Origin of the sequence: Frateuria sp. GZRR35, assembly GCF_051900415.1 — a bacterium.
Lineage (GTDB): Bacteria > Pseudomonadota > Gammaproteobacteria > Xanthomonadales > Rhodanobacteraceae > Frateuria_A.
On record NZ_JBHZGL010000003.1, the window covers coordinates 203251 to 219872 of the forward strand.

General features: G+C 66.9%; 13 protein-coding genes and 1 riboswitch. Of the genes, 9 read left to right on the forward strand and 4 right to left on the reverse strand.

Annotated features, from left to right (window positions below):
* The first annotated feature begins 15 nt into the window (after positions 1-15).
* The 6 genes from hrcA (at position 16) to ACFWZ3_RS05595 (ending at position 7347) form a co-directional block, all read left to right on the forward strand.
* Positions 16-1071, forward strand: coding sequence for a heat-inducible transcriptional repressor HrcA (gene hrcA / locus ACFWZ3_RS05570; protein ID WP_439706756.1), 1056 nt, complete (start codon positions 16-18; stop codon positions 1069-1071).
* An 83-nt stretch (positions 1072-1154) separates the two neighbouring features.
* Complete coding sequence (grpE, locus tag ACFWZ3_RS05575) at positions 1155-1676, forward strand: nucleotide exchange factor GrpE (protein ID WP_439706757.1); 522 nt, start codon at positions 1155-1157, stop codon at positions 1674-1676.
* A gap of 118 nt (positions 1677-1794) precedes the next feature.
* Entirely contained in the window at positions 1795-3711 is a 1917-nt protein-coding gene (gene dnaK, locus ACFWZ3_RS05580) for a molecular chaperone DnaK (protein WP_439706758.1), read from the forward strand.
* Positions 3712-3819: 108 nt separating this feature from the next.
* A complete protein-coding gene (dnaJ, locus tag ACFWZ3_RS05585) occupies positions 3820-4953 on the forward strand; it encodes a molecular chaperone DnaJ (RefSeq protein ID WP_439706759.1) in 1134 nt (377 codons plus the stop codon).
* Positions 4954-5211: 258 nt separating this feature from the next.
* Complete coding sequence (dapB, locus tag ACFWZ3_RS05590) at positions 5212-6006, forward strand: 4-hydroxy-tetrahydrodipicolinate reductase (protein WP_439706760.1); 795 nt, start codon at positions 5212-5214, stop codon at positions 6004-6006.
* A 104-nt stretch (positions 6007-6110) separates the two neighbouring features.
* A riboswitch (yybP-ykoY riboswitch) is annotated at positions 6111-6252 on the forward strand.
* Positions 6247-7347, forward strand: a complete 1101-nt coding sequence (locus tag ACFWZ3_RS05595) for a sodium:calcium antiporter (protein ID WP_439706761.1) — start codon at positions 6247-6249, stop codon at positions 7345-7347. It overlaps the preceding riboswitch by 6 nt.
* 4 nt (positions 7348-7351) lie before the next feature.
* Here ACFWZ3_RS05595 and ACFWZ3_RS05600 read toward each other — a convergent pair whose 3' ends face one another.
* A complete protein-coding gene (locus ACFWZ3_RS05600; protein ID WP_439706762.1) occupies positions 7352-8047 on the reverse strand; it encodes a 2OG-Fe(II) oxygenase in 696 nt (231 codons plus the stop codon).
* Positions 8048-8258: 211 nt separating this feature from the next.
* On the opposite strand from ACFWZ3_RS05600, the gene carA reads away from it, so the two are divergent.
* Genes carA through greA form a run of 3 tightly spaced genes read left to right on the forward strand, consistent with a single transcriptional unit; the run spans position 8259 to position 13086 of the window.
* Positions 8259-9386, forward strand: coding sequence for a glutamine-hydrolyzing carbamoyl-phosphate synthase small subunit (carA, locus tag ACFWZ3_RS05605; RefSeq protein ID WP_439706763.1), 1128 nt, complete (start codon positions 8259-8261; stop codon positions 9384-9386).
* Entirely contained in the window at positions 9386-12613 is a 3228-nt protein-coding gene (carB, locus tag ACFWZ3_RS05610) for a carbamoyl-phosphate synthase large subunit (RefSeq protein WP_439706764.1), read from the forward strand. Before carA ends, carB begins: the two co-directional genes overlap by 1 nt.
* The gene (greA, locus tag ACFWZ3_RS05615; protein ID WP_209622953.1) at positions 12610-13086 is read left to right on the forward strand and encodes a transcription elongation factor GreA; all 477 of its coding nucleotides are present in this window, start codon (positions 12610-12612) and stop codon (positions 13084-13086) included. Before carB ends, greA begins: the two co-directional genes overlap by 4 nt.
* 145 nt (positions 13087-13231) lie before the next feature.
* Here greA and ykgO read toward each other — a convergent pair whose 3' ends face one another.
* From ykgO to ACFWZ3_RS05630, 3 genes are all read right to left on the reverse strand, one after another.
* Positions 13232-13357, reverse strand: coding sequence for a type B 50S ribosomal protein L36 (ykgO, locus tag ACFWZ3_RS05620; RefSeq protein WP_008215056.1), 126 nt, complete (start codon positions 13355-13357; stop codon positions 13232-13234).
* Positions 13358-13420: 63 nt separating this feature from the next.
* Positions 13421-14329: a LysR substrate-binding domain-containing protein gene (locus ACFWZ3_RS05625; RefSeq protein ID WP_439706765.1), complete on the reverse strand. Its 909-nt coding sequence runs from the start codon at positions 14327-14329 to the stop codon at positions 13421-13423.
* A gap of 210 nt (positions 14330-14539) precedes the next feature.
* Positions 14540-16552 (reverse strand): FAD-dependent oxidoreductase, encoded by a 2013-nt coding sequence (locus tag ACFWZ3_RS05630; RefSeq protein ID WP_439706766.1) that lies wholly within the window; start codon positions 16550-16552, stop codon positions 14540-14542.
* Positions 16553-16622 lie beyond the last annotated feature (70 nt).

The window sequence follows — 16622 nt, forward strand, 5'->3', positions numbered from 1 at the left end:
CGTTTGCCACAGCGCATGACCCGACCCCACGACCTCGACGCCCGCGCCCGCCGCCTGCTGCGCACCCTGATCGCGCAGTACCTGGCCGATGGCGAGCCGGTGGGGTCGCGCACGCTGTCCCGCTCTTCGGGCCTGGACGTGAGCCCGGCGACGATCCGCAACATCATGGCGGACCTGGAGGAAGCGGGTCTGGTCGCTTCACCCCATACTTCGGCCGGACGCGTGCCCACGCCAAGGGGGCTTCGCCTGTTCGTCGACAGTCTGATCGAGTTGCAACCGCTGCCGCGCGAGGACATGGCGCGGCTCAAGCGCGAGCTGCCGCCCGGTCCCACGACCACGCGCGACCTGCTGGGCAACGTATCCACGCTGCTTTCGGCGATGACCCACTTTGCCGGCGTGGTGACGGTGCCGCGCCAGGGCGATTTTCCGCTGCGCCACATCGACTTCGTGCCGCTGCCGGACGCACGCGTGCTGGTGATCCTGGTGTTCTCCGACAACCAGGTGCAGAACCGCATCGTGCAGCTGGCCAAACCGCTGGACAGCCGCGAGCTGGAGCAGGCAGCCAACTACCTCAACACGCACTTCGCCGGACTTCGCGTGGACGACATCCGCAGCCATCTACTGCGTGAGTTGCGCGAGGCGGGCAGCGAACTCAACCGCCTGGTCGCCAGTGCGACAGAGCTCGCGGCGGCCTCTTTCGCGCCGCAGGGCGGTGGGGATGACGTCCTGGTCAGTGGGCAGACCAACCTCATGGGCTACGCCGAGCTGGCCGACTTGGACCGGCTGCGCGAGCTGTTCGAGGCCTTCCAGAAGAAGAATGAACTGCTCCAACTGATGGAGGTGTGCGCCCGGGCGCCGGGCGTGCGCCTGTTCATCGGCGAGGAATCGGGTTTCGCGGCGCTCGACGGGTGCAGCGTGGTGACCGCCAGCTACGGCGTGCAGGGCCGCATGCTGGGCGCGGTCGGCGTGATCGGACCCACCCGCATGGCCTACGACCGGGTGATCCCGGTGGTGCAGGCGACCGCCGGATTGCTCAGCGACGCCTTGAATCGCGCCGCGACGTCCCTATAACCGCCCCCGGAGGGCGGGTTTCCCGCGTTTTTTTGGCGGCCGGCACGGAGGTGCCGGTCCGGACTTGTCTTTGGGAGTAACGCATGCAGAACAACGAGCAGACGCCGGACCAGGTGCAGGAACCCGGCTCCCCGGAAGCGCAAGGGGCCGACGCCCTGCAGGCACGGATCGCCGAGCTTGAGGCGAGCAACGCGGAGTTGCGCGAATCGGTGCTGCGCGAACACGCAGAGCTGGAGAACCAGCGCCGACGCCTGCATCGCGACCTGGAACAGGCGCGCCGCTTCGCCAACGAGAAGCTGCTGAACGAGTTGCTGCCGGTCTACGACAGCCTGGAGCGCGGCCTGGCGATCGAAAGCGGCGACGCGGCTGCCGTGCGCGAAGGCCTGGCGCTGACCCTGAAGGCGCTGCTGAAGGTGGCCGAGAGCCACGGCCTGGTGCAGGTCGATCCGGTCGACCAGCCGCTCGACCCGGAACGCCACCACGCCGTGAGCATGGTCGAGGCGCCCGGCAAGTCGCCCGGCACCGTGGTGAACGTGCTGCAGAAGGGTTACGTGCTCAACGACCGGCTGCTTCGTCCGGCGCTGGTCGCCGTCGCCAGAGACTGACGCATCACTCGCTGAACACACATGCGGCCCCGCGGCATTGAATCGCCGGGCGCGGGCCACCATCTGGAAAACCATCGCGGCCGCGGGGGCCGCCTAGAAAGCATTGGAGCTAGACACTATGGGCAAGATCATCGGCATCGACCTGGGTACCACCAATTCCTGCGTCGCCGTGATGGATGGCAGCAGCGCGAAGGTGATCGAGAACGCCGAGGGCGATCGCACCACGCCGTCCATCGTCGCCTTCAGCAAGGACAACGAGGTGCTGGTCGGCGCACCGGCCAAGCGCCAGAGCGTGACCAACCCCAAGAACACCTTCTATGCGGTCAAGCGCCTGATCGGCCGCAAGTTCACCGACGCCGAGGTCCAGAAGGACCTGCACATCGTGCCTTACGGCATCGTTGCCCACGAGAACGGTGACGCCTGGGTGCAGACCTCCGACGGCAAGAAGATGGCGCCGCAGGAGATCTCCGCGAAGGTGCTGATGAAGATGAAGAAGACCGCCGAGGACTATCTCGGCGAGCCGGTGACCGAGGCGGTGATCACGGTGCCGGCCTACTTCAACGACAGCCAGCGCCAGGCGACCAAGGACGCCGGCCGCATCGCGGGTCTTGAGGTCAAGCGCATCATCAACGAGCCGACCGCGGCCGCGCTGGCCTATGGGCTGGACAAGAAGGGCGGCGACCGCAAGATCGCGGTGTACGACCTCGGCGGCGGTACGTTCGACGTGTCGATCATCGAGATCGCCGAAGTCGACGGCGAGAAGCAGTTCGAGGTGCTGGCCACCAATGGCGACACCTTCCTCGGCGGCGAGGACTTCGACAAGCGCGTCATCGACTACCTGGTCGACGAGTTCCAGAAGGACCAGGGCATCGACCTGCGCAAGGACCCGCTGGCGCTGCAGCGCCTGAAGGACGCGGCCGAGCGCGCCAAGATCGAGCTCTCCTCCGCGCACCAGACCGAGGTGAACCTGCCGTACGTGACGGCCGATGCCTCCGGTCCGAAGCACCTGAACATCAAGCTGACCCGCGCCAAGCTGGAGGCGCTGGTGGAAGACCTGGTCAAGCGCACCATCGAGCCGTGCCGCATCGCGCTCAACGACGCCGGCCTGCGCGTATCCGACATCAACGAGGTGATCCTGGTCGGTGGCCAGACCCGCATGCCCAAGGTGCAGGAGTCGGTCAAGGACTTCTTCGGCAAGGAGCCGCGCAAGGACGTCAACCCGGACGAGGCCGTCGCCGTGGGCGCGGCGATCCAGGGCGGCGTGCTGGGTGGCTCGGTCAAGGACGTGCTGCTGCTGGACGTCACTCCGCTGTCGCTCGGCATCGAGACGATGGGTGGCGTGATGACCAAGCTGATCGAGAAGAACACCACCGTGCCGACCAAGGCCGCGCAGACCTTCTCGACCGCCGATGACAACCAGACTGCAGTGACCGTGCACGTGCTGCAGGGTGAGCGCGAGCGCGCCAGCGCGAACAAGTCGCTGGGCCGCTTCGACTTGTCCGGCATCGACCCGGCGCCGCGCGGCATGCCGCAGATCGAGGTCACCTTCGACATCGACGCCAATGGCATCCTGCACGTGTCGGCCAAGGACAAGAAGACCGGCAAGGAACAGAAGATCGAGATCAAGGCCGGCTCGGGCCTGTCCGAGGAGGAGATCCAGCGGATGGTCGCCGACGCCGAGGCGAACAAGGAAGAGGACAAGAAGTTCCACGAGCTCGTCGCCACCCGCAACAAGGCCGACCAACTGGTGCACGCCACCCGCAGTGCGCTGAAGGAGCACGGCGGCAAGGTCGGCGGGCAGATCGGCTCGATCGAGGAAGCGCTGTCCGAGCTTGAGAAGGTCAAGGACGGCGACGACAAGGCGCAGATCGAGGCCAAGATGGAGAAGCTCGAGCAGGCCGCGCAGGCGCTCTACGCCGCGGCCCAGGGCGGCGGCGCGGAGGCCGGCCCGCAGGCCGCACCGGGCGGCGGCTCGGCCCAGCCCGACGACGTGGTCGATGCCGAGTTCACCGAGGTCAAGGACGAGAAGAAGTAATCGAGGGAACGCGACCGAGCCGATGAGACAGCCCGCGCCGGCTATCATGTCGCGCGGGCTGTCTGTTGATCGGGCGGCCAGATCTGGATCAGGGGTGTGGTTGAAGTCATGAGTGCAGCAACGGGAAAGCGTGATTACTACGAGGTGCTCGGCGTCGAGCGCACCGTTACCGAGGTCGAGCTGAAGAAATCCTTCCGCCGCCTGGCGATGAAGTACCACCCGGACCGCTGCCCGGACGATCCCACCGCGCAGGAGAAGTTCAAGGAGGCCAAGGAGGCCTACGAGGTCCTCTCCGACACGCAGAAGCGTGCCATGTACGACCAGCACGGCCACGCCGCCTTCGAGGGCGGCATGGGTGGCCGCGGTGGCTTCGGCGACATGGGCGACATCTTCGGGGACATTTTCGGCGACATCTTCGGCATGGGCGGTGGTGGTCGCGGCCGGCCGCGCCGCGGCGCGGACCTGCGCTACGTGATGGAGCTGGATCTGGAAGAAGCGGTCTTCGGCGTCGAGAAGACGATCGAGATCCCGACCCAGGTCAATTGCCACCATTGCAACGGCAGTGGCTCGGCCGACGGCAAGACCACCCAATGCAAGACCTGCCACGGCCACGGCCGCGTGCGCATGCAGAACGGTATCTTCTCGATCCAGCAGGCGTGCCCGCATTGCGGCGGCAGCGGCCAGACGATCGAGAAGCCCTGCAAGGCCTGCCGCGGCGAAGGCCTGCTGGAGGAGCGGCGCACGCTGTCGGTGCACATTCCGGCCGGCGTGGACAACGGCGACCGTATCCGGCTCTCGGGCCAGGGCGAAGCCGGTCCGGCCGGTGCCGAGGCGGGCGACCTATACGTGGACGTGCGTGTACGGGAACACGCGATCTTCCAGCGCGACGGCAACGATCTGCACTGCGAAGTGCCGATCCGCTTTTCGCAAGCGGCGTTGGGCGCCGAGCTCAAGGTCCCCACGCTGGAAGGGGAAGTACCGGTGTCGATCCCGCCGGAAACCCAGACCGGCCAGACGTTCCGCCTGCGCGGGCGCGGCGTGAAATCGGTCCGCTCCGGTCGCGTAGGCGACCTGATCTGCCGTGTCATGGTGGAAACCCCCGTACGCCTGACCCGCGAGCAGCGCGAGCTGCTGGAGCAGCTCGAGGCCACCTTCAGCGGAGGCGACGCCGACGCCCATACACCGCGCGCCAAGAGCTGGGTCGACGGGGTCAAGGACTTCCTCTCCCGCGTCACCTCGTAAAGCCATGCACGAGTGCCTGCCCCTCACCCCAACCCTCGCCCCTCTGGGAGAGGGTTGGGGTGAGGGGCAGAGCTAGAGGGGAGTTTGTCCTTCGAAGACAGCAGTGGCTCTTGGTGGGCAAGGGCTGCGGCCTTGGCTCGGGCCAGTCCTGTCGCAGGCCCGGCACCTTTCCCCGTGGGGAGAGAGGCAAAGCATGGCGAATGCGCATCCTTTCCCTCCCGGTTACGCTACGCGTTCCAGTACGCAGGGAACCACGCGATGACCCGACCGCTACGCCTCGCCGTCAACGGCGCCACCGGCCGCATGGGACGCGTATTGCTCGATCTATTGCATGACGACGCCCGCTTCGAGGTCACCGGCGCACTCACCGGGCCGGGCATGCTGCAACTGGGCGACCGCGCCTGGCACGACCGCGCCTCGCCCTGCTTCCAGGCGGAGTGGCCACAGGATCGGCTGGACGCGGTAATCGACTTCAGTGGCCCAGCTGGGCTGGCCTCCGCGCTGGATTACTGCACCGCCCACGGCGTGGCGCTGGTCAGCGGCACCACCGGGATCGACGCCGCGCTCAAGGCGCGCGTGGAGCAAGCGGCCGCGCGCATCCCGCTGATCCATGCGAGCAATTTCAGCCTCGGCGTGGCCGTACTCACCCGGTTGCTCCGTCAGGCCGCCGCGGCCTTGCCTCAATGGGATCTGGAGATCGTCGAGGCGCACCACCTTCGCAAGACGGACGCGCCCTCGGGCACCGCGCTGTCGCTCGGCGAGGCCGCCGCGGCGGCACGCGGCACAACGCTTGCGCAGGATGGCGTCACCGGCCCGCGCGAGGGGATGCGCCGCGTTGGGAGTATCGGCTTCGCCGTGGTGCGCGGCGGCGACATCGTGGGGGAACACACCGCCATGCTCATCGGCGCCGGCGAGCGTGTGGAGCTGACCCACCGCGCGACCGATCGCAGCATCTTCGCGCGCGGTGCGATCGAGGCGGCTCACTGGCTGCACGGGCAGCCGCCCGGCGCCTACGACCTCGAGGCACTGCTGGCTGCCCGATTGGACGGCTGATCCGCAGGGCGGGCTTCAGCCCACCATGCCATGCGGGCCTGGCGTGGTGCGCAGCCCTGCATCGGCGCTGCTTGTCCCGCTTGCGCCTCGCCGCTACCATCTCGCCCGTTGTCATTGGGGAGTAGCCATCCTCACCCCCGAAGGTCCTGCGCCTTCGTTCCCCGAGGAATCCGCGTCAACAGACTTGGAGCCAACGCTCCATGGCGTGGATGGCCGCACCGCCGGAGCCCGGCGAGGCGCGTGCCCGGCGAGACCTTTGGCCACGATGCGCTCGAACCCCTGCCGGGCGGGCCGCATCGTCGCGCCATCGGTTTTCCGCTCGCCCGGCCGGATCATGTGTTGATGCTCACCGCCTTGTGGTTCCTGCTCTCCGCCGGCGCGATCTATGCCGCCTGCGAGTATTTCGTCAACGGTATCGAATGGTTGGGCCGCAAGTTTCGACTCGACGCCACGGCGACCGGTACGGTGCTCGCCGCCTTCGGCACCGCATTGCCCGAGAGTGCCGTCACCTTTATTGCGGTGGTATTCGGGCATACGCCCGAGCAACGGGGTATCGGCGTCGGTGCCGCCCTGGGCGGGCCGCTCGTGCTGGGGACTATCGCTTATGCGGTCGTCGGCATCGCGCTGTGGAGTAACCGACACCGACTGCGACGACCCGATGCGGTGGTGAAGGTCGACCACGCGCGGCTCGCGCGCGACCAGCGCTGGTTCCTTTCCATCTTCGTGGTCAAGTGCGCACTGGGCCTGGTCGCGTTCGCGCTGAAGCCGTGGCTGGGTGTGTTGTTCATCGGCGCCTACGGCCTGTACGTCTGGCGCGAGCTCAAGGCCGGCGACATGGCGGCTGACGAGGAGGAGCTCGAACCGCTGAAGTTCCAACCCCGCGCGGCCGACCCGGCGATGTGGCGCGTGGTCGCCCAGAGTGGGCTCGCGCTGGTGGTGATCGCGATCGCATCGCGCATCTTCGTGACGCAGATCGAGGTGATCGGGCTGGCCTTTGGCCTGTCCGCACACGTCGTGGCGCTGGTTCTCAGCCCGGTGGCGACCGAATTGCCGGAAACGGTCAATGCGCTGATCTGGGTCCGCCAGGGCAAGGAGCGGCTGGCGCTGGCGAACATCTCCGGCGCCATGATGATCCAGGCGACCATTCCCAGTTCGCTGGCACTGTTCTTCACGCCGTGGCTGTTCGACCTGCCGCTGATCGTGGCGGGCACCTTGACCACGGTGGCGGTCGGTTATCTGTGGTGGCTCTTCCAGCGCGGGCATGTGAAGGCGCGCTGGCTGGTACCGGTGGGCCTGCTCTACGGCGTGTTCGCCGCGTTCGTGGTCTGGCACCTGGCCTGAAGGATCAGCCCCGGTGCGCGGCGCTGCGGTCGCGCCCGGCGCCGAAACGGCGGTCCAGCGCACCGACCAGCTTCTTGAAGGCCCGCGAGAACTTGCCGCGCCGGGTCTTGCGCAGTTTTTCTTCTTCGCTGGTCAGCCAGGCGACCTGGATGACCCGGCGCTCGCCCTCGAAGGGCAAGTGGCCGTGGAAGGAGTTCTCGCAACGCTTGAACACCGCGAACTCGCCGTACAGCGGCGTCAGCTCGGGGGCCACCAGGTCGTCGATATCGTCGATGCGGCGCAGGAAGCGCAGGCAACCATTGCTGGTATCCGTCCACTGCCGATTGAGGTAGAGCAGGGCGGTGGCGACCTTGGACTTGCTGTCCGTGTGGATCGTGCCGTGGCGCTTGTTGAGGTAGCGGCACAGCGTTACCAGCGTGGGGTACTCACCCAGATTCGGAATGCCCAGCCGCTCGCCGATCGCACTGGCGAAGGCCGGCGCGGTGAGGTCGGCCACCAGGGCGTTGATCGACGGGCCGCAATCGACCGGATCGTAGGGAAAAAAGCCGGCGCTGCTGTAGCGGGGAAAGTCGCGATCCAGGTCATTGCGCGCATCTTCCGGCAGCTGGCCGTGGGCGATCAGGAACGGAAACGGTTCCTTTCGCACGTCCGTGTCGGGGCGGTCGAGGCGGGCAGGATCAAGCAGGACGGTGGCTTTCATGGACGCCTTCGTGGGCCGGGTACCGACCAGTTTAGCGCGCACCGAGCACACGCAGAGGCCCTTGTGGATGTCTTGTTCACGCTTCACGCGGTGGACAGAATCGGCCCTCGCACCTATCATTGCGACCCGCCCGAGACTTCTTCCGACCCAAGGTCCACAAGCCTGCTAGCAGCGGCTTGCGGACTTTGCTGCACCTAAAGGCGGCTCCCCCATGCCCATTCCCGCTCTGCTTGCCCTCGAAGATGGCAGCGTGTTCCACGGCCACGCCGTGGGCGCGACTGGCGAAACCGTCGGCGAGGTGGTTTTCAATACAGCGATGACGGGCTACCAGGAGATCCTCACCGATCCCTCCTATGCCCGCCAGATAGTCACCCTGACCTATCCCCACGTGGGCAACACCGGCGTGAACCCGGCCGACGCCGAGTCCACGCGCGTGCAGGCCGCCGGCCTGATCGTGCGCGATGTTCCGCGCCGGCCGAGCAACTGGCGCAGCACCGAGAGCCTGCCCGAGTACCTGGCGCGCCAGAACATCGTGGCGATCGCCGGCATCGACACCCGCCGCCTGACCCGCATCCTGCGCGACAAGGGTGCGCTGAACGGCTGCATTCTGGCGGGCGAGGGCATCGACGCCGAGACGGCCCTGGCCAAGGCGCGCGCCTTCCCGGGCCTCAACGGCATGGACCTGGCCAAGGTGGTCAGCGTGCGCGAGCCGTACCGCTGGACCGAAGGCGTGTACAACCTCGACCGCGCCGCGTTCACCGAGCCGACCACGCGCTACAAGGTCGTCGCCTACGACTACGGCACCAAGCTCAATATCCTGCGCCTGCTCGCCAGCCACGGCTGCGACATCACCGTGGTGCCGGCGCAGACGCCCGCCGCTGACGTGCTGGCGATGAAGCCCGACGGCGTGTTCCTCTCCAACGGCCCGGGCGACCCGGCCGCGTGCGACTACGCCATCGCGGCGACCAAGGCATTTCTGGAAGCGAAGATTCCGCTGTTCGGCATCTGCCTGGGTCACCAGCTGATGGGCCTGGCGCTGGGCGCGAAGACCATCAAGATGAAGTTCGGCCACCACGGCGCCAACCACCCGGTGAAGGACCACGACGACGGGCGCGTGCTGATCACCAGCCAGAACCACGGCTTCGCGGTGGATCCGGCCACGCTGCCGGCCAACGTGCGCGTCACCCACACCTCGTTGTTCGACGGTTCGCTGCAGGGCTTCGCGCTCACCGACCGCCCGGCGTTCTGCTTCCAGGGCCACCCGGAAGCAGCGCCTGGTCCGCATGACGTCGGCTATCTCTTCGCGCGCTTCGCGCAGCTCATGCAGGAGGCCCGCTAATGCCCAAGCGCACTGACATCAAGAGCGTGCTGATCATCGGCGCCGGCCCGATCGTGATCGGCCAGGCCTGCGAGTTCGACTACTCCGGCGCGCAGGCGTGCAAAGCACTGCGGGAGGAGGGCTACCGGGTGATCCTGGTCAACTCCAACCCGGCCACGATCATGACCGACCCGGAGATGGCCGACGCGGTCTACATCGAGCCGATCAACTGGCAGACGGTCGAGCGCATCATCGCCAAGGAAAAGCCCGACGCGGTGCTGCCGACGATGGGCGGCCAGACCGCGCTCAATTGCGCGCTGGACCTGGCCGACAACGGGGTGCTCGAGAAGCATGGCGTCGAGCTGATCGGCGCCTCGCGCGATGCCATCCGCATGGCCGAAGACCGCGAGCTGTTCAAGCAGGCGATGGCCGAGATCGGCCTGGACTGCCCGAAGGCGGAAGTGGCGCGCAGCTACGAGCAGGCCGTCGACATCCAGACGCGGGTCGGCTTCCCGACCATCATCCGTCCGAGCTTCACCCTGGGCGGCTCCGGTGGCGGCATCGCCTACAACGTCGAGGAGTTCGAGGAGATCGTCAAGCGCGGTCTCGAGCTTTCGCCGGTGCATGAAGTGCTGGTCGAGGAATCGGTGCTCGGCTGGAAGGAATTCGAGATGGAAGTGGTCCGCGATCATGCGGACAACTGCATCATCGTCTGCTCGATCGAGAACCTCGACCCGATGGGCGTGCATACCGGCGACTCGATCACCGTGGCGCCGGCGCAGACGCTCACCGACAAGGAATACCAGCGCCTGCGTGATGCCAGTCTTGCAGTGTTGCGCAAGATCGGTGTGGACACCGGCGGTTCCAACGTGCAGTTCGGCATCAATGCCGAGAATGGCCGCGTGGTGGTGATCGAGATGAACCCGCGCGTGTCGCGTTCGTCCGCGCTGGCCTCCAAGGCGACCGGTTTCCCGATCGCCAAGGTCGCTGCCAAGCTCGCCGTGGGCTACACGCTGGACGAGCTGAAGAACGACATCACCGGCGGCCTCACGCCGGCCTCGTTCGAGCCGACCATCGACTACGTGGTCACCAAGATTCCGCGCTTTGCGTTCGAGAAGTTTCCTTCGGCCGATGCGCGCCTGACCACGCAGATGAAGTCGGTGGGCGAGGTGATGGCCATGGGCCGCACCTTCCACGAGTCGCTGCAGAAGGCGCTGCGCGGGCTGGAGATCGGCAAGACGGGCCTCAACCCGACGGGCCTGGACCTGGCCAGCGCCGAGGGCCAGGCGAGGGTCCGGCGCGAACTGCGCGAACCGCGTCCAGAGCGCGTGTTCTACGTAGCCGACGCCTTCCGCGCGGGCCTGTCGCTGGAAGAGATCTTCGACTGCAGCCGCATCGACCCATGGTTCCTGGCCGCCTTCGAGGACATCGTCCTCACCGAGAAGGAGGTCAAGGCGCAGGGCATGACCGCGCTGAACGCGCCGCGCATGCGCGAGTTGAAGCGCATGGGTTTTGCCGACGCGCGCATTGCACAGTTGCTCAACACGGACGAAGCGGCCGTGCGCCACCTGCGCCACACGCTGGGCGTGCGCCCCGTGTACAAGCGCGTGGATTCCTGCGCCGCGGAATTTGCCACCAGCACGGCGTACATGTACTCGACCTACGAGGAAGAGTGCGAGGCCAACCCGTCCGACCGCGAGAAGATCGTGGTGCTGGGTGGCGGCCCCAACCGCATCGGCCAGGGCATCGAGTTCGACTACTGCTGCGTGCATGCGGCGCTCGCCCTGCGCGAGGACGGGTTCGAGACCATCATGGTCAACTGCAACCCGGAAACCGTCTCGACCGACTACGACACCTCCGACCGTCTGTACTTCGAGCCGCTGACGCTGGAAGACGTGCTGGAGATCGTCGAGCTGGAGAAGCCCAAGGGCGTGATCGTGCAGTACGGCGGCCAGACGCCGCTCAAGCTCGCACGCGCGCTGGAAGCCGCGGGCGTGCCGGTGATTGGCACCTCGCCTGATTCCATCGACCTGGCTGAAGACCGCGAGCGATTCCAGCAGATGATCCACAAGCTGGGCCTGCGCCAGCCGCCGAACCGCACCGCGCGCAACGCCGACGAGGCGCTCGCGCTGGCGCGCGAGATCGGCTATCCGATGGTGGTGCGCCCGAGCTACGTGCTGGGCGGCCGCGCCATGGAAGTGGTCTACGACGACGCCGATCTTTCGCGCTACATCCGCGAGGCGGTGCAGGTGTCCAACGATTCGCCAGTGCTGCTGGACCGCTTCCTCGACCACGCCGTCGAGGTCGACGTCGACATCATTGCCGACGCCGAGGGCAACGTGCTGGTCGGCGGCATCATGGAGCACATCGAAGAGGCCGGCGTGCATTCGGGCGATTCGTCCTGCTCGCTGCCGCCGTACTCGCTATCGGCCGAAATCCAGGATGAGCTTCGCCGCCAGGCCGCCGCGATGGCCAAGGAGCTCAAGGTCGTCGGCCTGATGAATACGCAGTTCGCGATCCAGGGCGACACGGTGTACATCCTGGAAGTGAATCCGCGCGCTTCGCGCACGGTGCCCTTCGTCTCCAAGGCCACGGGCGTGCCGCTGGCCAAGATCGCGGCCCGCTGCATGGCAGGCCGCACGCTGGCAAGCCAGGATGCGACACGGGAAGTCATCCCCGATTACTTCTCGGTGAAGGAAGCCATCTTCCCGTTCCTGAAGTTCCAGAACGTCGACCCGATTCTGGGGCCGGAAATGCGTTCGACCGGCGAGGTCATGGGCGTGGGCCGCAAGTTCGGGGCAGCTTTCGCGCGCGGCCATGAAGCGGCAGGCATCAAGGCGCCGGCCAGGGGCAAGGTCTTCCTGTCGGTGCGTGACGCGGACAAGGAACGCCTGCTGCCGGTCGCAAAGGAAGTCCTTGCCCGCGGTTTCAGCCTGGTCGCCACCAGCGGCACGGCGGCCTTCCTCAACGAACACGAGGTTCCATGCGAGCGCATCAACAAGGTGCTCGAGGGCCGGCCGCACATCGTCGACCTGATCAAGAACGGCGAGATCGTCTATATCGTCAACACGACCGAGGGCAAGCAGGCGATCGCCGACTCGTTCTCGATCCGGCGCGAAGCCTTGCAGCACCGCGTCACCTACTCGACCACCGTGGCAGGCGCGCGTGCGCTCGTCCACTCGCTGGATTTCCACGGCGAGGCGGACGTGCACAGCCTGCAGGAACTGCACAAGGAGCTGTCCGCATGAGTCGCGCCCCCATGACCAAGGCCGGTTCAGAACGCCTTCGCGGTGAACTGGAGCGCCTCAAGTCGGTTGAGCGTCCGCGCATCATCGCGGCGATCGCCGAGGCCCGCGCCCACGGCGACCTGAAGGAAAACGCCGAGTATCACGCCGCGCGCGAGCAGCAGAGCTTCATCGAGGGGCGCATCGCCGAGCTCGAGGCTTCGCTGTCGACCGCCGAAGTGATCGACGTGTCGCGGCTTGGCGCCGGCAGCAAGGTGGTGTTCGGCGCCACCGTGGATCTGGAGGACGAAGATTCAGGCGACGCGGTGACCTACCAGATCGTGGGTGACCTGGAAGCGGACATCAAGCAACGCCTTATCGCCGTTTCCTCGCCGATCGCTCGGGCGCTGATCGGCAAAAGCGAAGGCGACAGCTTCGAGTTCAGGGCGCCCAACGGCGTCAAGCACTACGAGATCACCGGCGTCCGCTACGAGTAAGCGGCCAGGATGGGCAGGGTGGGCTCCAGCCCACCCTGCCGTAACTGCGATGGTCGGCTGATGCCCATTCTGCGTGTCCTGGCCAGAAACGCAGGCAACAAAAAAGGCCGCTTCGAGCGGCCTTTTTTGTGTCAACCCGGAAGGCTTAGCGCTGGCGCGCCTTGAAACGCGGGTTGCTCTTGCAGATCACGAAGACCTTGCCGCGACGGCGCACGACCTTGCAGTCACGGTGCCGCTGCTTGGCGGACTTCAAAGAGGAAAGCACCTTCACGGCCAGCTCCTGGGACAATTCGGGAAAATTCAAGCCGCTAAGTGTAGCCACAGTTGGCCGGCTTCACAAGTCTGCGTCTTCCACACCCTTGACGATCTGCAGGAACTTGGCCAGTACCGGGGACGGGTTGTCCTTGCGGCTGGCGACCGCCAACAGGAGGTAGGCGTCTGGATCTTCCAGCGAGACGTAACTGACGCCGCCCAGCTGAACGGCACGCATGCTGGCCGGCACCAGCGCCAGCCCGATGCCGGCGGCGACCAGCGCCAGCAAGCCATTGATCTGCTGGGCCTGTTGGCCGATCAGCGGGTGAAAGCCCGCCTTGCCCGCCAGCTGCACCAGGCGGTCGTACAGGGTCGCGGCCAGTTCCCGGGGTTGGCTGACGAACACTTCGTTGGACAGAGCACCGAACTGCACGCTGTCCTTCCCCGAGAGCGGATGGCCGCAAGGCACGGCCAGCACCAGCGGTTCATAGTCGATCACGTCGATCCGCAGCGTACGGGCGTCCGATTCGTGGCGCGGCTCGTCACGCACGAAACCGACGTCGATCTGGTCGGCGCGCAAGGCGGTGAATTGCGGTTCGCTGTACATCTCCTGCAACTGCATCCGAACCTTCGGCACGTGCTGGCGGAAGCGCAGCAGGGTCTGCGGCAGCGCTCGGTGGAAGGTGACCGAGATCGTGTAAGCCAGCCGCAGTGCTCCGCTGAAGCCTGCCGCCGCGTCGCTTACGTGGGCGCGGGCCTGTTCGGCCTGGCTCAGGATCTGCCGCGCCTGCTCCAGCAGGATGCGCCCAGGCTCGGTCAGTGCGACGTTGCGCTTGTCCCGGTCGAACAGGCGGGTGCCCAGATCGTGCTCCAGTGCCTGGATCTGCTGCGACAGCGGGGGCTGGGAGATGTGCAGGCGCTGAGCGGCGCGGGTGAAGCTCAGTTCCTCGGCGACGGCCACGAAATAGCGAAGCTGGCGGAAGTCGAACATAGTCGATTCGCAAATAAATCGGTATGCAAATATATATTGGAAGGGTGTTTGTGACGAGGGTATCGTTTGCCTCGTCCCGCCACCTTCCCCCTCCCCCCAGGTGGCGGTGACCCTCGCTCCGCAGCGACGCTATCCCCGCGGTCCCGGTCCTCCTCCCCCAGAGCCGGCACCGACGCGTCGTTCGCGGAGCGCTTTCTTTTTCCGCTTTCGCTAAAGCGCCGCGGCCAGTCGCGTGCCCTGAGCGATCGCCCGCTTGGCATCGAGCTCCGCCGCGACGTCGGCGCCGCCGATAACGTGGGGCTTGAAACCGGCGGCAAGCAGGGCATCGGCCAGGCCCCGGGCCGGCTCCTGACCCGCACAGACCACCACGTTGTCGACCGGCAGCACCTGCGGCTTGCCGTCCAGCAGAATGTGCAGGCCCGCGTCGTCGAAGCGCTCGTAGTGCACGCCGCCAAGCATCTGCACCTGATGGGCCTTGAGCGTGGACCGATGCACCCAGCCGGTGGTCTTGTTGAGGCGGGCGCCGGGACGGCCTTCGCTCCGTTGCAGCAGCCAGACCTGCCGTGCGGGCGATTCCGGCGCCGGAGCAATCAGGCCGCCGCGGGCGGCCAGCGTACGATCCACGCCCCAGGCCTGCGCCCAGCGAACGGGATCCAGCGCAGGGGAGGGTGGCTGCTCGACCAGGAACTCGGCCACGTCAAAACCGATGCCCCCGGCGCCAATGATGGCTACCCGCGGACCCACCGGGTGATCGTGGGCGAGCACGTCCAGGTAGCCGAGCACGCGCGGGTCGTCGCTGCCGGGAAAACGGACCTGCCGCGGCGTGACGCCGGTGGCGACCACGATCTCGTCGAAGCTGCGCAGTTCCTCCACGCCCGCCCGGCGGCCTAGCCGCTGCTCCACGCCCAGTTCGGACATGCGATGGCGGTAGTAGCGCAGCGTTTCGTGGAACTCCTCCTTGCCGGGAATGCGCTTGGCGTAGTTGAACTGGCCGCCGATGTCGGCTGCCTGTTCGAAAAGCGTCACCGCATGCCCTCGCTCGGCCAGTGTGGTGGCGCAGGCCAGCCCGGCCGGGCCAGCGCCGACCACGGCGATGCGCTTTGGCTGCGCAGCCGGCCCGACCACCAGTTCGGTTTCGTGGCAGGCGCGCGGGTTGACCAGGCAACTGGCGCGCTTGTTCTGGAATACGTGATCGAGGCAGGCCTGATTGCAGGCGATGCACGTGTTGATGGCCGCGCCACGGCCGGAACGTGCCTTGGCCGCCCAGTCCGGATCAGCCAGGAACGGGCGCGCCATCGAGACCATGTCCGCCTCGCCGGTGACAAGCACCCGCTCGGCCACATCGGGCATGTTGATGCGATTGGTGGCCACCAGTGGCAGACCGACCTCGCGCTTGAGCCGCTGGGTGACCCAGGCGAAGCCGGCGCGTGGCACCGAGGTGACGATCGTCGGCACGCGCGCCTCGTGCCAGCCGATGCCGGTGTTGATGATGCTGGCACCCGCCGCTTCGATGGCCTTGGCCAGCAGGACGATCTCGTCCCAGGACTGGCCGCCCTCGACCAGTTCCAGCATGGACAAGCGGTAGATGATGATGAAGTCGCGCCCTAGCGCCTCGCGCGTGCGCCGCACGATCTCGACCGGAAAGCGCATGCGTCCGGTGGCATCGCCGCCCCAGGCATCGTCGCGATGGTTGGTACGCGCGGCCAGGAACTGGTTGATCAGGTAGCCCTCCGAGCCCATCACCTCCACGCCGTCGTAGCCGGCTTCCCGGGCGAGCTGCGCACAGCGCACGAAATCGGTGATCGTACGCTCGACGCCGCGGGCGGAGAGGGCGCGTGGCGTGAAGGGCGTGATCGGCGACTTGATCTTCGAGGGCGCCACCGACAGGGGGTGATAGCCATAGCGGCCCGCATGCAGGATCTGCAGGCAGACGTGCCCACCCTCGGCATGCACGGCGTGGGTGAGCTTGCGGTGGCGCTGCACATGCCAGGGCATCGAGAGCCGGCCACCGAACGGTTTCAGCCAGCCCTGGATGCTGGGCGCGATGCCGCCCGTCACCATCAGGCCCACGCCGCCCCGGGCGCGTTCGGCGAAATAGGCAGCCAACTTGTCGTAGTCCGCCGCCCGGTCTTCCAGTCCCGTGTGCATCGAACCCATGAGGATGCGGTTGGGCAGGGTGACGTGGCCCAGGTCCAGCGGGGCGAACAGGTGCGGATAATGCATGCCGGCGTCCATTCAAACGATCGTATGAATGTGCCGGGTGGGCGCGACGAAAGCAAGCCGCGAACATGGC